11 protein-coding genes and 3 pseudogenes are annotated in these 14,261 nt (G+C 60.8%); 12 read left to right on the top strand and 2 right to left on the bottom strand.

The genetic code is table 11. From position 1 onward, the window contains the following. Positions 1-51: 51 nt before the first annotated feature. Complete coding sequence (locus JI59_RS20605; protein WP_007014440.1) at positions 52-909, bottom strand: fumarylacetoacetate hydrolase family protein; 858 nt, start codon at positions 907-909, stop codon at positions 52-54. 243 nt (positions 910-1,152) lie between these two features. On the opposite strand from JI59_RS20605, the pseudogene JI59_RS28130 reads away from it, so the two are divergent. The 12 genes and pseudogenes from JI59_RS28130 to JI59_RS20550 form a co-directional block, all read left to right on the top strand. Further along, positions 1,153-1,641, top strand: a pseudogene (locus JI59_RS28130) (acyl-CoA dehydrogenase family protein); the annotation flags it as partial. 64 nt (positions 1,642-1,705) lie between these two features. After that, positions 1,706-2,308, top strand: coding sequence for an acyl-CoA dehydrogenase family protein (locus tag JI59_RS28125; RefSeq protein WP_007014441.1), 603 nt, complete (start codon positions 1,706-1,708; stop codon positions 2,306-2,308). 244 nt (positions 2,309-2,552) lie between these two features. Continuing rightward, a complete protein-coding gene (locus tag JI59_RS20595) occupies positions 2,553-3,767 on the top strand; it encodes an amidohydrolase family protein (RefSeq protein WP_007014442.1) in 1,215 nt (404 codons plus the stop codon). Positions 3,768-3,864: 97 nt separating this feature from the next. After that, positions 3,865-4,887: a GlxA family transcriptional regulator gene (locus JI59_RS20590; protein ID WP_039858034.1), complete on the top strand. Its 1,023-nt coding sequence runs from the start codon at positions 3,865-3,867 to the stop codon at positions 4,885-4,887. Positions 4,888-4,999: 112 nt separating this feature from the next. Further along, the gene (locus JI59_RS20585; protein WP_007014444.1) at positions 5,000-6,424 is read left to right on the top strand and encodes an acyl-CoA reductase; all 1,425 of its coding nucleotides are present in this window, start codon (positions 5,000-5,002) and stop codon (positions 6,422-6,424) included. Between the two features lie 13 nt (positions 6,425-6,437). Then, positions 6,438-7,784 (top strand): hypothetical protein, encoded by a 1,347-nt coding sequence (locus JI59_RS20580; RefSeq protein ID WP_039858036.1) that lies wholly within the window; start codon positions 6,438-6,440, stop codon positions 7,782-7,784. A 228-nt stretch (positions 7,785-8,012) separates the two neighbouring features. After that, positions 8,013-9,506 (top strand): FAD-linked oxidase C-terminal domain-containing protein, encoded by a 1,494-nt coding sequence (locus JI59_RS20575; protein WP_039858053.1) that lies wholly within the window; start codon positions 8,013-8,015, stop codon positions 9,504-9,506. Next, the gene (glcE, locus tag JI59_RS20570; RefSeq protein ID WP_007014447.1) at positions 9,506-10,681 is read left to right on the top strand and encodes a glycolate oxidase subunit GlcE; all 1,176 of its coding nucleotides are present in this window, start codon (positions 9,506-9,508) and stop codon (positions 10,679-10,681) included. Before JI59_RS20575 ends, glcE begins: the two co-directional genes overlap by 1 nt. After that, entirely contained in the window at positions 10,671-11,987 is a 1,317-nt protein-coding gene (glcF, locus tag JI59_RS20565) for a glycolate oxidase subunit GlcF (RefSeq protein ID WP_007014448.1), read from the top strand. Before glcE ends, glcF begins: the two co-directional genes overlap by 11 nt. Positions 11,988-11,990: 3 nt before the next feature. After that, a complete protein-coding gene (locus JI59_RS20560) occupies positions 11,991-12,419 on the top strand; it encodes a GlcG/HbpS family heme-binding protein (protein WP_007014449.1) in 429 nt (142 codons plus the stop codon). Positions 12,420-12,538: 119 nt separating this feature from the next. Beyond that, positions 12,539-13,159: a TetR/AcrR family transcriptional regulator gene (locus JI59_RS25800; protein ID WP_081474043.1), complete on the top strand. Its 621-nt coding sequence runs from the start codon at positions 12,539-12,541 to the stop codon at positions 13,157-13,159. A gap of 105 nt (positions 13,160-13,264) precedes the next feature. Further along, positions 13,265-13,855 (top strand): annotated as a pseudogene (locus JI59_RS20550) (IS6 family transposase); the annotation flags it as partial. Positions 13,856-13,932: 77 nt separating this feature from the next. Here JI59_RS20550 and JI59_RS27785 read toward each other — a convergent pair. Then, positions 13,933-14,163, bottom strand: a pseudogene (locus JI59_RS27785) (integrase); the annotation flags it as partial. Positions 14,164-14,261: the final 98 nt, after the last annotated feature.

The following is a 14,261-nucleotide window of genomic DNA, read 5'->3' as shown; positions in this document are numbered from 1 at the left end:
GATCTTGTGCAGATCCCCGGCCCTCAAACTATCTCGACGTGCGCGATGCTGTCAGGCGCCATCTATGACCGGATTGCGCAGTACACCTACGCCTTCCAGTTCAACCTCCACGACATCGCCGGCCTTCATCCACAGCTTGGGCTCGCGCGCCATGCCAACGCCTGCCGGGGTGCCGGTGGCGATCAAATCCCCTGGCTGTAGAGTCATGACTTCGCTCATGATGACGATCTGCTGGGCGATCGAGAAGATCATTTCATCCACGCTGGCACTTTGCACGGTCTTTCCGTTCAGGCGCGTTTCCAGTTTCAGGCCGGCACAGCCGGCCGGTAACTCGTCGGCTGTCACCATGACCGGACCCAAGGCGCCGGTGGCGTCGAAGTTCTTGCCCATTGTCCACTGCGGCGATTTCCATTGATAGTCGCGGATGGAGGCATCGTTGAAGATCGAATAACCGGCGACATGGCTCAACGCCTCGTCCATCGGGATGTTGCGGCCGCCTTTGCCGATGATTGCCGCAACTTCGCCTTCGTAATCGAGTTCGATGGAGACCGGCGGGCGAACGATCGGCTGATTGTGGCCGATCAGGGTCGTCGCGAAACGGCCGAAGATTGTCGGATAGTCGGGCGGCGTGAAGCCTGCTTCAAGCGAATGATCGACATAGTTCAGGCCGACGCACAGGATCTTTCGCGGGCGCCTTACCACGGGAAGAAAGGTGATTTCTTCCCGGTCGAATCTCTCTCCGTCCAGAAGGGCGCGACCCACGGTCTGGAGGTCGGCGCTTGTCTGTACCAGCGTGTCGATGTCGCCAGGATAGCCGTCGTTGTCGCTGGTGAAGCCTCGCAGTTCGCCGTCGTTGGACTCGGCCGCGATTCCTTCCTTGTGCGCATGCTTGAACATCACGAGACGCATTGCGGGCTCCTACTCCTTTAAATGCATATATGCATTGATCGTTCTATATAAGAGACAATTGTCTTGGCTGAGCCTCTCGTCTTAGTCAAGCGCTCGGGGCTTTCCGTTGCTTGCAAAATCGTAAAATATAGAGAATGCATATTGCCCCTACGGAATAAAAATGGCTAATATGCAGCGGGCAGGCGGTTCGGCCTGTGGGCTCGATGCAGCAAGCGCCGGAAAACCGGAGGAGAGTGAGAGGGCATGTTACCACGGACTATTTTTTCCGACGAACATGAGATGTTTCGTGACGCCGTTGCGAGACTTGTTCGCGGTGAGTTCGTCCCGCACCATGAAGAATGGGAAGAGGAAAACATGGTCCCGCACGAAGCATGGTTGGCTGCTGGCGCAGCGGGCATGCTGTGTTGCACGGTGCCGGAGGAATATGGCGGCCCTGGGGGTGACTTCCTGCACTCGGTGATCGTAACCGAGGAACTGTTCCGACACTCCATTTCCGGTCCGTCCTTCATGATCCATTCGGACATGGTGACGCCGTATCTGCTGGATTACGGCACCGAAGAACAAAAGCACAAGTGGCTGCCCGAGATGGCCTCGGGTCGTATGCGCGCTGCGATCGGCTTCAGCGAACCTTCGGCCGGATCCGACCTTGCAGCGATCCGGACGAGCGCGAGGCGAGACGGCGACGAGTTCGTGATCAATGGCCAGAAGACGTTCATTACCGGCGGCTATGCGGCCGAACTCTTGCTGGTGGCCTGCAAGACTGATCCGGCGGCGGGCGCGCGGGGTATCAGCCATCATGGTCGAGGCCGATCGCGCCGGGTTCTCTCGCGGAAAGAAGCTCAAGAAGATCGGTCTCAAGGCTCAGGACACCGCCGAAATCTTTCTGGAGGATGTACGGGTTCCGGCCAGCAATCTGATCGGCGAGGAAAACCGCGGCTTTTACCAGATGATGAAGGAGTTGGCGCAGGAGCGTCTGGTACAGGCGGTGCGGGGCCAGACCATTCTCGAGACGGCTATCGAATGGACCAAGGACTATGTTCGCGAGAGGCCGCTTTTCGGTCGCACCGTGGCGGACTTCCAGAATACGCGCTTCAAACTCGCTGAAATGCACGCGCAGGCATCCGTGATGCGGGTCTATGTGGATCGCTGCATCGCTGCCCACATGGCAGGCGAACTGGATGCGACGGAGGCTGCCATCGCCAAGATGACCTGTGTGGAACTGCAGGGCAAGGTTCTGGATGAGTGCCTGCAACTGCATGGCGGTTGGGGCTATATTTGGGAATATCCGATAGCGCGTGCTTATGCCGATGCGCGCATCGCTCGAATCGCGGGGGGGAGCATCGAGGTGATGAAGCAGATCATCTCCAATTCGATTCTCCCGAAGGACAAGCGTTCATGAGCTGCATTTTGCGCTCCACGTGTGACGAAACGGCCAATTCTTCGGCCTTATGGCGAAGCCGTCTGAGTAGACTTGGAGGGTGGATCGTGCTTTTATCTTTCCTGCAAAAAGTGCGATTGGACGAGGTCTTGCGCAGCCGTTTCACCCGGCGGAGCGAACGGGTTTCCACGTAAGAGCGTGGCCATAGAAACAAGAAGATCCACAGGCCGCGTATAAGCGTGACTTACTGAGAGGAGCAATAATCATGGACATGCCCACCACGACAGCGGTGCCTGCCGATCTGCAGCCATTCATCGGGGAAATACTGGATGCCGATGCGCACGAGCACACGCCTGTAAATCACTGGCGCGAGGCCTTCGGCAGCATTACCGATCGGCTTGCCGAAGTGGTGCAGGCTTCCACCCACCCCTCGAATGAGTTCCAGGAGGCCGACGACACCGAGTTGACCCCTGACAACCTGTGGAATCAGAAGCGCGCTGCAGCCCCGGGCTCGTTCAACTTCGACCGGCGAGGGCCCGCGCTCGACATGATGGGCGTAAAGTCGCAGATGCTCTTTGCAGGTACGATGGGCCTCCAGGCCGTCATTCTGCTGGCGACAAAGGACGTGCCGCAGGCGATCCACGGTTCGATCACCGAAGGGCGTGAAAAGTACGCCCTGGACCTGATACGCGCCTACAACGAGTGGTGCGTGCGCACCAACGATGCGTACGGTCCGCGCGTCCGCCCCGTCGTGACGATCGTCGGTGAGACGGTCGACGACCTGATCTCCGAACTGAAGCATTGGAGCGCCAAGGGCATTCGCGCTTTCTGGACGCCCGCTTCCGTCCTTCCGGGCGGTGTATCGCCAGCGCATACCGATCTCGATCCGTTCTATGACATCTTCGAACAGGGGAACCTGACGCTCTGCTCGCATGTCGGCGCGGATCTTGGCTTCCTGAAGACCGAGCGCTGGCGCGACGCGCCTGCCTTCAGCGGCTTCAAGCTGGGCGGCGAATTCTCTCTCGATCCCTGGACGCTCAACAACATGAGCAAGGCGACCGAGAATTTCATGACCACGCTGGTCCTGGGCGGCGTGTTCGAACGCCACCCGAAGCTGCGCTATCTGGTGGCCGAAGTCGCCGCGAACTGGGTCGGTCCACTCGCCTACAGCATGGATATGTGGATCGAGAATTCGGGCGCCTTCAACAAGCGCAATACAGGCTGGGCAATGGAACTCAGCCCATCGGAATACGTGATGCGCAATATCCGCGTCGTCCCCTTCGAGTTTGAGGATGTCGGTGGATATATCAAGCGCTTCGGCCTCGAGGACGTCTACGTCTACGGCAGCGACTTCCCGCATATCGAAGGCGGCAAGAACCCGATGGGCCGCTTTAACGAAAGCATCAACGCCGCAGGGCTTGGGGATGCCGTAAAGCGCAAGTTCTTCTGCGAGAATGCGAAGTGGGTACTGCCCGATTGATGACTAGCTACCGCGACCATCGTCCGGCGCGTTGCCCGTGAAAAACGCGCGGGCAGCGCCAGGCGATGATGCAAGTATCGAAGAAATCAGGCCGGGCATGGCCCGGATCGCCATTCTCGTGCTGGAAGGCTGCCTGATTTCTTCGATTGCGGTGCTGAAAGACATCGTCACGCTGCTGCGGAACCTCGTCGACGAGCGTCTGGCCCACGAATCCTGGGTCATTGAGATGGACATTCCGCGTCTGCGCGATCCCATGGTCGCGCGGCATCTCTCGCTTGGCGGAACCAGCAAGCGCGCCTTTGACGGCACGATGATCGAAGTCGATGGGCCGTTGTCCGGTGACGAGTCCTATGATTTCATCTTCATTCCTTCCATGCCCTGGGACAGGGCCCTTGCGATCGCTGAGTCTGACCTGCAGCGGATCGGAACGTTTCTGCGTACGCAGCATGAGGGAGGAGCCGTCGTTGCGGCACAGGGCGGCGGCGTGGTGCCGGTTGCAGCTTCCGGCCTTCTCGATCGCCATGCCGCCGCGGTATTCTGGTCGCGCGCCGTGGCCTTTCGTGAACGCTTTCCGGCGGTGCGACCCGAGGCGGTAGAAACGATCACGTTTCAGAACAATGTCGGATGCGCCAGCACCATGGCAGCCGGACCGCCGCTGATCTGCCGCATTCTCGACCGCTTCATGCCAGCCTTCGTTGCGACCGCGTTGCGACAACAGGTTCTTGGCGAGGATCCACCGCATACGGACGACGAAATGGGAAACTGGGAACCGGAAGACCTTGTCGTGTCGCGTGCGCGCCTTTGGCTGGCCCAGAACTATCATGCGCAGTTTCGTCTCGCCGATCTGGCCGCGCTTGTCGGGGTCAGCGAACGCAGCCTCTCACGCCATTTCAATGCCACCATCGGCATGACTCCCCACGACTATCAGCGGGGTCTGCGCATGGACGCGGCCGCGCGTTTGTTGCGCAATACACCGATGCGGGTGGATCAGGTGGCACAGCGTGTGGGATACAAGGACAGCAGGTTCTTCGCGCGCGCGTTTCGCGACTGGTTCGGCATGACTCCCAAGATCTATCGGGTCCGAAACCGCACGAGGGCTGGCCGGGCCGCAGCGAAATGACCATATAACCGCCCTCATTTGGCAGGATCGATCCTTTCTTCGGTCATGGCAATCGGGCACGCTGGCGGGACAATGGGCGCTCCATGCGCCGAATACCATTAGGGACAGGATCGTGCCGGCCATCACCGAAATCAAGCAAGGACCGCCTCACGCAGACGAGGCACATGCCATCCCGGTCATTCACGTTGTGAAAGGCGAAGTGCGCAATGCTGCAGACGTGCTGTATCAGTCTGGCGGGAGGACCTATCGGCTTCCCGAGCTCGATCTGACCGAGCTTGTCTGGCCGCGCACGGCCCCGCCCCCGGCCTGGAATATCCCTCTGGCCGAGATTCTCGACTTCCTGGTCGCCACTGGGGAGGCGCTTAAAGCCGACACAGCGGGCCATCTAGCCTTCGCCCGAGACCGTATGATCGAGGCGGGTTCTTTTGAAACGGGCATTGTGCGAAGGTCGTATGAGGCGCTTCATACCTTGTTCGAACGCGACCGGTTGCTTTCTATGGTCGAGGGGGAGATCGGCAATCCCGCCGTGCTGGACGGATGGGTTCCATTTGCCAACCGCATCGGCGAACACGGCAAGATCCGCGCCTTTCCCGCACGGCTTGTGCACATTCTGGCCGGCAATGCACCCGGTGTGGCTGCGGTCAGCATCACGCGCGGGGCGCTCAGCAAGGGCGTGCATCTCCTCAAGATGCCGTCCAACGATCTTTTCACCGCGCCTGCGATACTTCAGACGATGGCGTCAGTGGATGCCGACCATCCCGTGGTTCGTTCCTTCAGCGCCGTGTATTGGCGCGGCGGTGACCGAGACGTCGAAGGCCGGATTTTTCGCCCTACCTTTTTCGACAAGCTGGTGGCCTGGGGCGGGGAGGCGGCGATCCGCGGGGCACGCGAATATATCGGTCCGGGCCTTGAATTGGTGGCCTTCGACCCGAAGACATCGATTGCGATGATAGGCAAGGAGGCATTGCAGTCCGCAGAAGCAATTAGCGAGACCGCCGAGCGCGCGGCGACCGATTCCACACCTTACAACCAGGCCGCCTGCGTCTCGGCGCGTTTCCATTTCGTCGAGGCGGGCGATGAGGATGCGGTGGATTCGTATTGCGCGCAGTTGCAGGCACGCCTGGGCATGGAAAGGCGAACTGCCTCGGTTCTGGCATCGCCGGTGACCAGCGAGCTGCAGGACGAAATCGAGGTACTGCGCGCGTTCGACGGTCTCTATCGCGTGTGGGGTAGTTATGAAGGCCGAGGCCTGGTGATCCGTTCCGATGAGCCGCTGGACATCTATCCCGATGGCAAGATCGTGAACGTGGTGCGGGTGGAAAGCCTGGAGCAGGCGGTGCGCTATGCGGGCTTTGCGACACAGACCGTGGGCATCTATCCTGCTGAACGCAAGACCGGGCTTCGCGATGCACTTGCTGCTGCGGGCGTGCAGCGCGTTGTGACACTCGGCGGCGCCGAAAGCCTGGCTACCGGCATGTCCCACGATGGATTCTTCCCGCTGCACCGCATGGTGCGTTGGGTCAACGACGAGGACTGAAAGGAGATTTGTGATGGGTGAAGCGATCGAACGTCTAAAGGCCCTGCGCGAAATGCCTGATGTCTTCGACATTCCCGAGGAAGTCCTGCGTCCCCTGCACATAGCTGCGACGCAGGAAGCTCTGGACGCGCAGCGGCCGCATATCCCGGTGCTGGACAAACGGGCACGGGACATGGGCATAGACCGCGTTCGCTCGCTGGACGACGTTGTGCCGCTTCTGTTCGCGCACAGCAATTACAAGAGCTATCCCGCGTCCTTTCTGGCTCAAGGGCGCTGGAAGGCCCTTTTGCAATGGCTGGCGATGGTTTCGACGCCGGACTATTCGGATGTCGACGTGGAGGGCATTGCCGACATTGACGATCTGCTGCAACGGCTTTGGGCTGCGGGTTACTGTGTGACGACGTCCAGTGGCACAGGCGGTAAACTGTCGATGGTCCCCAAGAGCACCGGCGACATGAACAGGCTCAAGGATTTCATCCTGCATTTCCGTGAGATGGAGCGGCCGTTGCCTCCCGAGCGCCAGTTCCATTTCTTCTGCTTCGGACCGGTACTGGGGACCTATACCGCGACAAGCATCAACGCCTTCACGATAGAGGGCTTCGCGCGACCGGACTCGACTTATGTGCTGATTGAGGAGCCGATGCGCAATGTCGCCATCATGCGCATGGCCGAAATGCGACGCCGCATGGCAGACGGTACCGCTACTCCAGACGAGATTGCGCAAATGGAGGCGCAGGCGGCAGCGCAATCCGAACAGATGAAGGAGCGTTTCGCCTCGATGGCGGACAAATTCCTGGAACTGCGGCATGAACGCGTATGGCTCTCGGCAATGACGGCGCAATTGTGGGATCTCATGCTGTTGGCCCGGGAAAGGGGGATCGAGCGCGCCGAGCTGGGGCCCGGCTCGGTCATAACGGGGGGTGGCGGGCGCAAGCACCTCAATTTGCCTGACGATTTTCAGGAGCAGTTGAACGACTTTTACGGCACACGGGGGCCGGCCGGTTATGGCATGTCGGAAATGAGTTGGCTTTACCCTGCGTGCGGTGCGGGTCGGTACCATGTCCATCCGTTCGCTGCGGCCCTGATACTCGACGAACGCGGCGAACGGCTCCTCGCGCGCGAAGGAGTGGTGGAAGGACGCTTCGCTTTCATGGACCCGACCACGGATTATCGCTGGGGCGGTCTCATATCTGGAGACAAGGTGACGGCCGATTTCGGTTCTTGTCCGTGTGGCCGAAAGGGCATGACGATTCTCGATCCGATCCGCCGTTACGCGGACATCAATGCCGATGGAGACAAGATCGAATGTGCGGGCACCATCGATGCCTACATTCGCGGCGGCTTCGCGCAAACCGCCTGAACCCATTCGTCCTGCGGCACCGGAGAATGGGTGGCGAGGCAGCTATAGGTTTTTCACCTGGGCTATGGACATTCTATCTGTTCAAATACTATGAACATCGATGTCGGGCTGCCCGCTGAACACGGCACCCGGCCCAAGCTGGGATTGGCTCGGCAAAGACAAGGCGGTTCGCAGGCCGCCCGAGAGGGATGCTATCCGCTTGTTGAGCGGCAGGGGATCGATGCTTTCATGAGTTTGCGTTTACCGGAAGCCGATGCGGATGTCCTGGCCCGCAGAGATGAGATCGTCGCCGCTATGCGCGCGATCGTTCCGGGAGAGGGGGTCATCGACGATCCGGACATGTTGCGCCCTTATGAATCGGACGGGCTCACGGCGTATCGGCAACCGCCCATGCTGGCTGTCCTGCCCGAGACGACAGAGCAGGTCTCTCTGATTCTGCGCTGGTGTCACGACAATGGCGTCAAGGTCGTGCCGCGCGGTGCGGGAACGTCATTGTCCGGCGGCGCGCTGCCGCTTGCCGACGCAGTGCTCCTCGGCATGGCCAAGTTCAACCGCATTCTCGAAATTGACTATCTCGACCGCATTGCCGTGGTGCAGCCCGGCGTTACCAATCTGGGGGTCAGTCAGGCTGTTGCGGACGAGGGGTTTTACTATGCGCCCGATCCTTCCAGTCAGATCGCCTGCTCGATCGGCGGCAACGTTGCGGAGAATAGTGGCGGCGTTCACTGCCTGAAGTACGGGCTCACTACCAATAATGTTCTGGGCGTCGAACTCGTCATGATGGACGGGCAGATCCTGCGCCTTGGCGGGCGCACGCTCGATTCTGCCGGCCTCGACCTGCTCGGTGTCGTCGTCGGCTCCGAAGGACTGCTGGGTGTCGTTACCCAGGTCACACTGCGAATCCTGCCTCAGCCGGAGATGGCCCGTGCCCTCCTGATCGGTTTCTCAAGCGTGGAGGCGGCAGGGCAGTGCGTTGCCGACGTCATCGCCGGCGGCATCATTCCGGCCGGGATGGAGATGATGGATCGTCCCGCCGTTCATGCCGCCGAGGCTTTCGTCAACGTAGGCTATCCGCTGGATGTCGAGGCCTTGCTGATCGTTGAACTGGACGGCCCGGAAAACGAGTGCGCCTATCTCATCGGCGAAGTGGAACGCATAGCACTTGCGAACGGGGCAATTTCCTGTCGCATTTCGCGTGACGAGGAAGAGCGTCTGTCTTTCTGGGCGGGCCGCAAGGCTGCCTTTCCTGCGGTAGGCCGACTGGCTCCGGATTATTACTGCATGGACGGCACAATCCCCCGGCGGCGGCTGCCGCAGGTCTTGCGGGGAATATCGGAGATGTCGGAGCGCCATGGGCTTGGCGTCGCCAATGTCTTCCATGCCGGTGATGGCAATCTTCATCCCCTGATCCTCTACGATGCCAATCAGCCCGGACAGTTGGAGCGGGCCGAAGCGTTCGGCAATGACATCCTGCGTCTTTGTGTCGAAGTCGGCGGGGTCCTGACCGGAGAACATGGCGTCGGCGTTGAAAAGCGGGATCTGATGCCTGTGATGTTCAGTGAAGTGGACCTTGCGCATCAGCAAAGGCTGAAGTGCGCCTTCGACCCGGATCTCCTGCTCAATCCCGGCAAGATGTTTCCCGTTCTTCATCGCTGTGCGGAACTGGGCCGCATGCACGTCCATCACGGGCAAGTACCGTTTCCCGAACTCCCGAGGTTCTGATGGCTGTACTGGCCCCAGACGACGAAATCCAACTCGCCGAGGCGATCCTTGCAGCCGCCGCCGAAGGCCGTTGCCTGAATTTGCGCGGCGGCGGCAGCAAGGCGCAGATCGGTGCACCGGCAGATCATGCCGACATCCTCGACATGCGTGCCTTCCAGGGGATCGTTGACTATGACCCGGCCGAGCTGGTGTTGACGGCGCGCGCGGGCACGCCGCTTTTCGAGATAGTCGCGCTTCTTCGTGATGAAGGGCAGTCGCTTGCCTTCGATCCCTTCGATCATGGCCCGATTTTCGCGCGTCCTTCCGGCGCCGCCACCATCGGCGGTGTCGTTGCCGCTGGAGTAGCCGGTTCCCGCCGCCTGACCGCGGGAAGCGTGCGCGATCACTTGCTGGGTTTCTCGGCAGTTTCGGGACGAGGAGAGTGCTTTGTTGCCGGAGCCAAGGTCGTCAAGAACGTGACCGGCTACGACTTGCCCAAGCTCATGGCCGGAAGCTGGGGAAGGCTTGCCGCTCTCGTCGAAGTGACGCTCAAGGTCCTGCCTGCGCCGCGGGAGAGTGTGACGTGCCTTCTGGGCAAGCTCGATCCGACACAGGCGTACATCGCGATGGCGCGGGTTCTGGGCTCTTCGGTGGGAGCGGCAGCGGCGGCCTATCTTCCTGCGGACATTGCGAATGGCAGTGCCGTGACAGCCTTGCGCATCGAAGGTTTCGGCCCTTCGGTAAAGGCGCGCGTTGCAGCGCTCACGGCCATGTTCAGCGATCAGCTTGCCGTCACAGAAGCATCGCCGTCGCAAGCTGCTGCGATCTGGGACAGCCTGCGAACGCTGGCGCCGCTTGACGATGCTCAACCACTCTGGCGCCTGAGCCTGCCGGCACGATCGGCAGCCGAACTCGTGGCCGAGCTTGGCGCCGACGAGTGCTGGATGATGGATTGGGGCGGTGGTCTCCTCTGGTTAAGCAGCGCGGCGGATCCGCAGCTTATCCGCAAACGCGCAGCCAGAGCGGGAGGGCACGCAATGTTGGTGCGCGGCGATCCCGATTTGCGGTCTCGTGTGCCTGCCCTCCCTTCCTTGCCGCCGGCCAACGCAGCGCTGGAAGCGCGGATAAGGCGGGCTTTCGATCCCGCCGGCGTGTTCGAGACGGGCCGTTTCGGGAAAGTCGGCAATGCAGACTAGTTTCTCTCCATCCCAGCTCGCCGATCCCGTCATGGCATCGTCGGAGGCGATCATCCGCAAATGTGTGCATTGCGGATTCTGCACCGCGACCTGCCCGACTTACGTGCTGTTGGGAGACGAGCTGGATTCGCCTCGCGGTCGAATTTATCTGATGAAGGAGATGTTGGAGAACGAACGCCGGCCTACGGCGGAAGTCGTCAAACATATCGACCGCTGCCTCTCGTGCCTGTCGTGCATGACGACTTGTCCTTCCGGCGTGAACTATATGCACCTGGTCGACCATGCTCGCGCCTACATCGCCGAGAATTATCGCCGGCCCTGGCAAGAGCGCCTGATGCGAGCATTGCTGGCCTCCGTCCTGCCTTATCCCCGTCGCTTCCGACTGGCCCTGGGGCTGGCCCGGTTGGCGCGGCCCTTGGCGCCCTTGCTGCGGGCAACGGCCGGGCTGAGGCCGCTCTCGGTATTGCTCGACCTGGCACCCAGGTCGCCGGTACGTCCTGAACCGGTGCGCAGCAGCACACCAGCTGCGCCGAAAAGTCGGATAGCCCTGCTTCAGGGCTGCGCCGAACCGGTATTGAAGCCGGCGATCCGCGCCGCCACGATGCGGCTGCTCAACCGTCTTGGCCATGAGGTTGTTCTCGCGCCGGGGGAAGGATGCTGCGGCGCGCTTGTCCATCATCTGGGGCGCGAGGCCGAGGGCCTGGCTGCAGCGCGGCGCAATGTCGATGCCTGGACTGCTCAGATAGAGGCTGGCGGGCTCAGCGCTATCGTCATCACCGCATCCGGTTGCGGCACCACGATCAAGGACTACGGCTTCATGCTGCGCAATGATCCGGCCTATGCTGACAAGGCCGCAAGGGTCTCGGCGCTTGCCAAGGATGTCAGCGAATGGCTTGCCGAACAGGAAGCTCTGCCACCGGTTACGCAGACCAGTCGTCTGAAAGTCGCCTATCAGGCTGCATGTTCGCTGCAGCACGGTCAGAAGATCACGACTGCAGCCCCGAACCTTCTGCGCGCTGCCGGTTATGAAGTGCTAACCCCGAAGGAAGCGCATCTGTGCTGCGGCTCGGCGGGCACCTACAATATCCTTCAACCCGATATCGCCGGACAGCTGCGCCAGCGCAAGGTCGAGAATCTGGAGCGCCTTGAGCCCGATGTCATCGCGACCGGCAATATCGGGTGCGCAATGCAGATTGGCGGGGCTACGCGGCTGCCTGTCGTTCACGTCGTCGAACTTATCGATTGGGCGACCGGCGGCGCCATGCCCGCCGCCTTGGAAAAATCAACTGAAGCACACAGGAAATGAAACATGTCGGCAATTACTTTGCAGCAGGCCAGGGACATCATCGCGGCGAGCCTTGCCGAAGGCGCGAAGCGGGGCCTGAAGCCGTTGGGTATCCTTGTTCTGGATGCCGGGGGGCATCTGATTGCCTATGAACGACAGGATGGCGCTTCGATCGGACGCTTTGCAGTTGCTATGGGCAAGGCCTCGGGCGCGCTGCAGATCGGCGTATCGTCGCGCAAGATTGGCGAAATGGCGGCGGAACGGCCGACATTCGTGAGTTCACTCGCTCCATTGCTCCCCCATGGCGCCGTTCCGGCGGCGGGCGGTGTTATCGTCGTTGACGACAAGGGCAGTGTCCTTGGAGCGGTCGGTATTTCGGGCGATACCTCGGACAATGACGAAATATGCGCCATCGCGGGCATTGCTGCCGCAGGGTTGCTCGTCCAGTCGTAAACCGCCAGCGCACGTGAAGTATCGGCAGGGCGTCTGCCGTCGACCATGAAAATAGCGGTGGACGCGCGACCGCGCGCCCGCGTAGAGGATCGTCACGGCCCGAGGAGGCGTGACTGATCATGCATCGGACGACGGAAAAGAGTGTGCGCAAGAAGGACTACCATCACGGCAATTTGCGGCAGTCGTTGCTCGATACAGCATACGAGATCGTTTCGAAGGATGGGGCAGGGGCGCTTACCACCAAGGATTTGTCGCGAAGGCTAGGCGTTTCCGCACCCGCTTTGTATCGCCATTACCGGAGCCTGCGCGAGCTGCTGCTGGGCGTTTACGCCCTGGCGATGCAGGAATTGTCCGCACGCATCCTGGCAGCACGGGCGGAAACTTGTGAGCCTGGCGACCAGCCTCGTAGGGTGGCGGAGGCGATTATCGACTTCGGTGATCGCAATCCGCACCTTTATCGCCTCGTCAACGAGATGGAACTCGTGGAGGAGCAGGACGGCGATACCGAAGCCTATCGTCTGCACATTGCTTTGAATGCCGAGATCGACGAGGCATTTCGCGCCGCGAATCCAGGAATCGAAGGCTCGGCCCTGCGTGAAAAGACACTGCTGATGTGGTTCATGATCTTCGGATATGTTTCGGTGCGGCGCATTCAGCCGATCAACTCGGCCGTCAACGATCCGCAGGAAGGGGCCGCCTTGCGCGAAAAGCTCATACGCCGGGCAACCATGCTCGACTGACGCGCCGCCCCAGTTCGGGAGGAAAGCATTTTAGCCGGGAATTGGTTCGCGCGGACCTGTCAGATCTGCGTGGCAGGGTGGGCAAGGGCCCGCTAATTGACTCGGATGAAGCGTGAATCCAGAGCCAAGCCGCCCAGTCCCTTCCGGTGCTTCAACTCCTCGCCGGAGGTGATCCGGCTGGTGGTGTTGATGTATGTCCGCTTTCCGCTGTCGCTGCGGAACGTCGAAGACCTTTTGTTCGAGCGGGGTATCGACATTTGCCACGAGACGGTGCGATTCTGGTGGAACAGATTTGGTCCGATGTTCGCGGCTGATATTCGCCGCCGGCGGGTCAGCCGCATGAAAGGCTTTTGCCACTGGCAGTGGCAGTGGCATGTTGATGAGATGTACGTGAAGATCAACGGCGAGATGTGCTACCTCTGGCGCGCGGTTGACCACGAGGGGGAGATCTTGGAAAGCTATGTCACCAAAAGCCGCGACAAAGCGGCTGCTTTGACCTTCCTGAAGAAGGCCCTGAAGCGCCACGGCAAGGCAGAGAAGATCGTCACCGACGGGCTTCGCTCCTATCCGGCCGCCATGCGTGAACTCGGCAACCTGCAGCGCCGAGAGATGGGACGCTATCTCAACAACCGGGCGGAAAATACACATCTGCCGTTCCGACGACGAGAGCGGGCCATGCTGCGGTTTCGGCAGATGATCGCCGCCTAGAGAATGCGTGTTCTAGAGAGAGGCTCGTCCGGTGGAGAGCGGTTCGCAGAGGACTGACACCTCCACCCTGCGCTCATCAGGTCGCCGATCCTGATTTTGACCAGATCGCAGCCTCGCAATTTGCTGTCGATGGCGAGATCGAACAGGGCCCGGTCACGCAGACGCTTGTGTTCGTCGAGATAGAAACGGATCGCCCAGATATCGCGAGGCTTCAGCGGGCGCTTGGGTCCAACGTTTATGCCTGCATTCCAAGGGCGTCGGTCATGTATGGCGGGGTCGAGGTCTGAATGTCCCATGATCATTCTCCGATGGCCGGAATGGCCAGCGTGAGTATAGGATCCATTATTCGCGTCCGCCGACGTGTGTCGCGCGACACTTGACATTAGCGCGCCGC

This window comes from Novosphingobium pentaromativorans US6-1 (assembly GCF_000767465.1).
GTDB classification, from domain to species: domain Bacteria; phylum Pseudomonadota; class Alphaproteobacteria; order Sphingomonadales; family Sphingomonadaceae; genus Novosphingobium; species Novosphingobium pentaromativorans.
This window is presented reverse-complemented; position numbering and strand designations above follow the sequence as displayed.

Coding starts and splice junctions, on each gene's coding strand:
- JI59_RS20595 (WP_007014442.1), top strand. CDS start 2,553: ATGGACATGCCCACCACGACAGCGGTGCCTGCCGATCTGCAGCCATTC.
- JI59_RS20575 (WP_039858053.1), top strand. CDS start 8,013: ATGAGTTTGCGTTTACCGGAAGCCGATGCGGATGTCCTGGCCCGCAGA.
- JI59_RS20580 (WP_039858036.1), top strand. CDS start 6,438: ATGGGTGAAGCGATCGAACGTCTAAAGGCCCTGCGCGAAATGCCTGAT.
- JI59_RS20605 (WP_007014440.1), bottom strand. CDS start 909: ATGCGTCTCGTGATGTTCAAGCATGCGCACAAGGAAGGAATCGCGGCC.
- JI59_RS20590 (WP_039858034.1), top strand. CDS start 3,865: ATGGCCCGGATCGCCATTCTCGTGCTGGAAGGCTGCCTGATTTCTTCG.
- JI59_RS20560 (WP_007014449.1), top strand. CDS start 11,991: ATGTCGGCAATTACTTTGCAGCAGGCCAGGGACATCATCGCGGCGAGC.
- JI59_RS25800 (WP_081474043.1), top strand. CDS start 12,539: ATGCATCGGACGACGGAAAAGAGTGTGCGCAAGAAGGACTACCATCAC.
- JI59_RS28125 (WP_007014441.1), top strand. CDS start 1,706: ATGGTCGAGGCCGATCGCGCCGGGTTCTCTCGCGGAAAGAAGCTCAAG.
- glcE (WP_007014447.1), top strand. CDS start 9,506: ATGGCTGTACTGGCCCCAGACGACGAAATCCAACTCGCCGAGGCGATC.
- glcF (WP_007014448.1), top strand. CDS start 10,671: ATGCAGACTAGTTTCTCTCCATCCCAGCTCGCCGATCCCGTCATGGCA.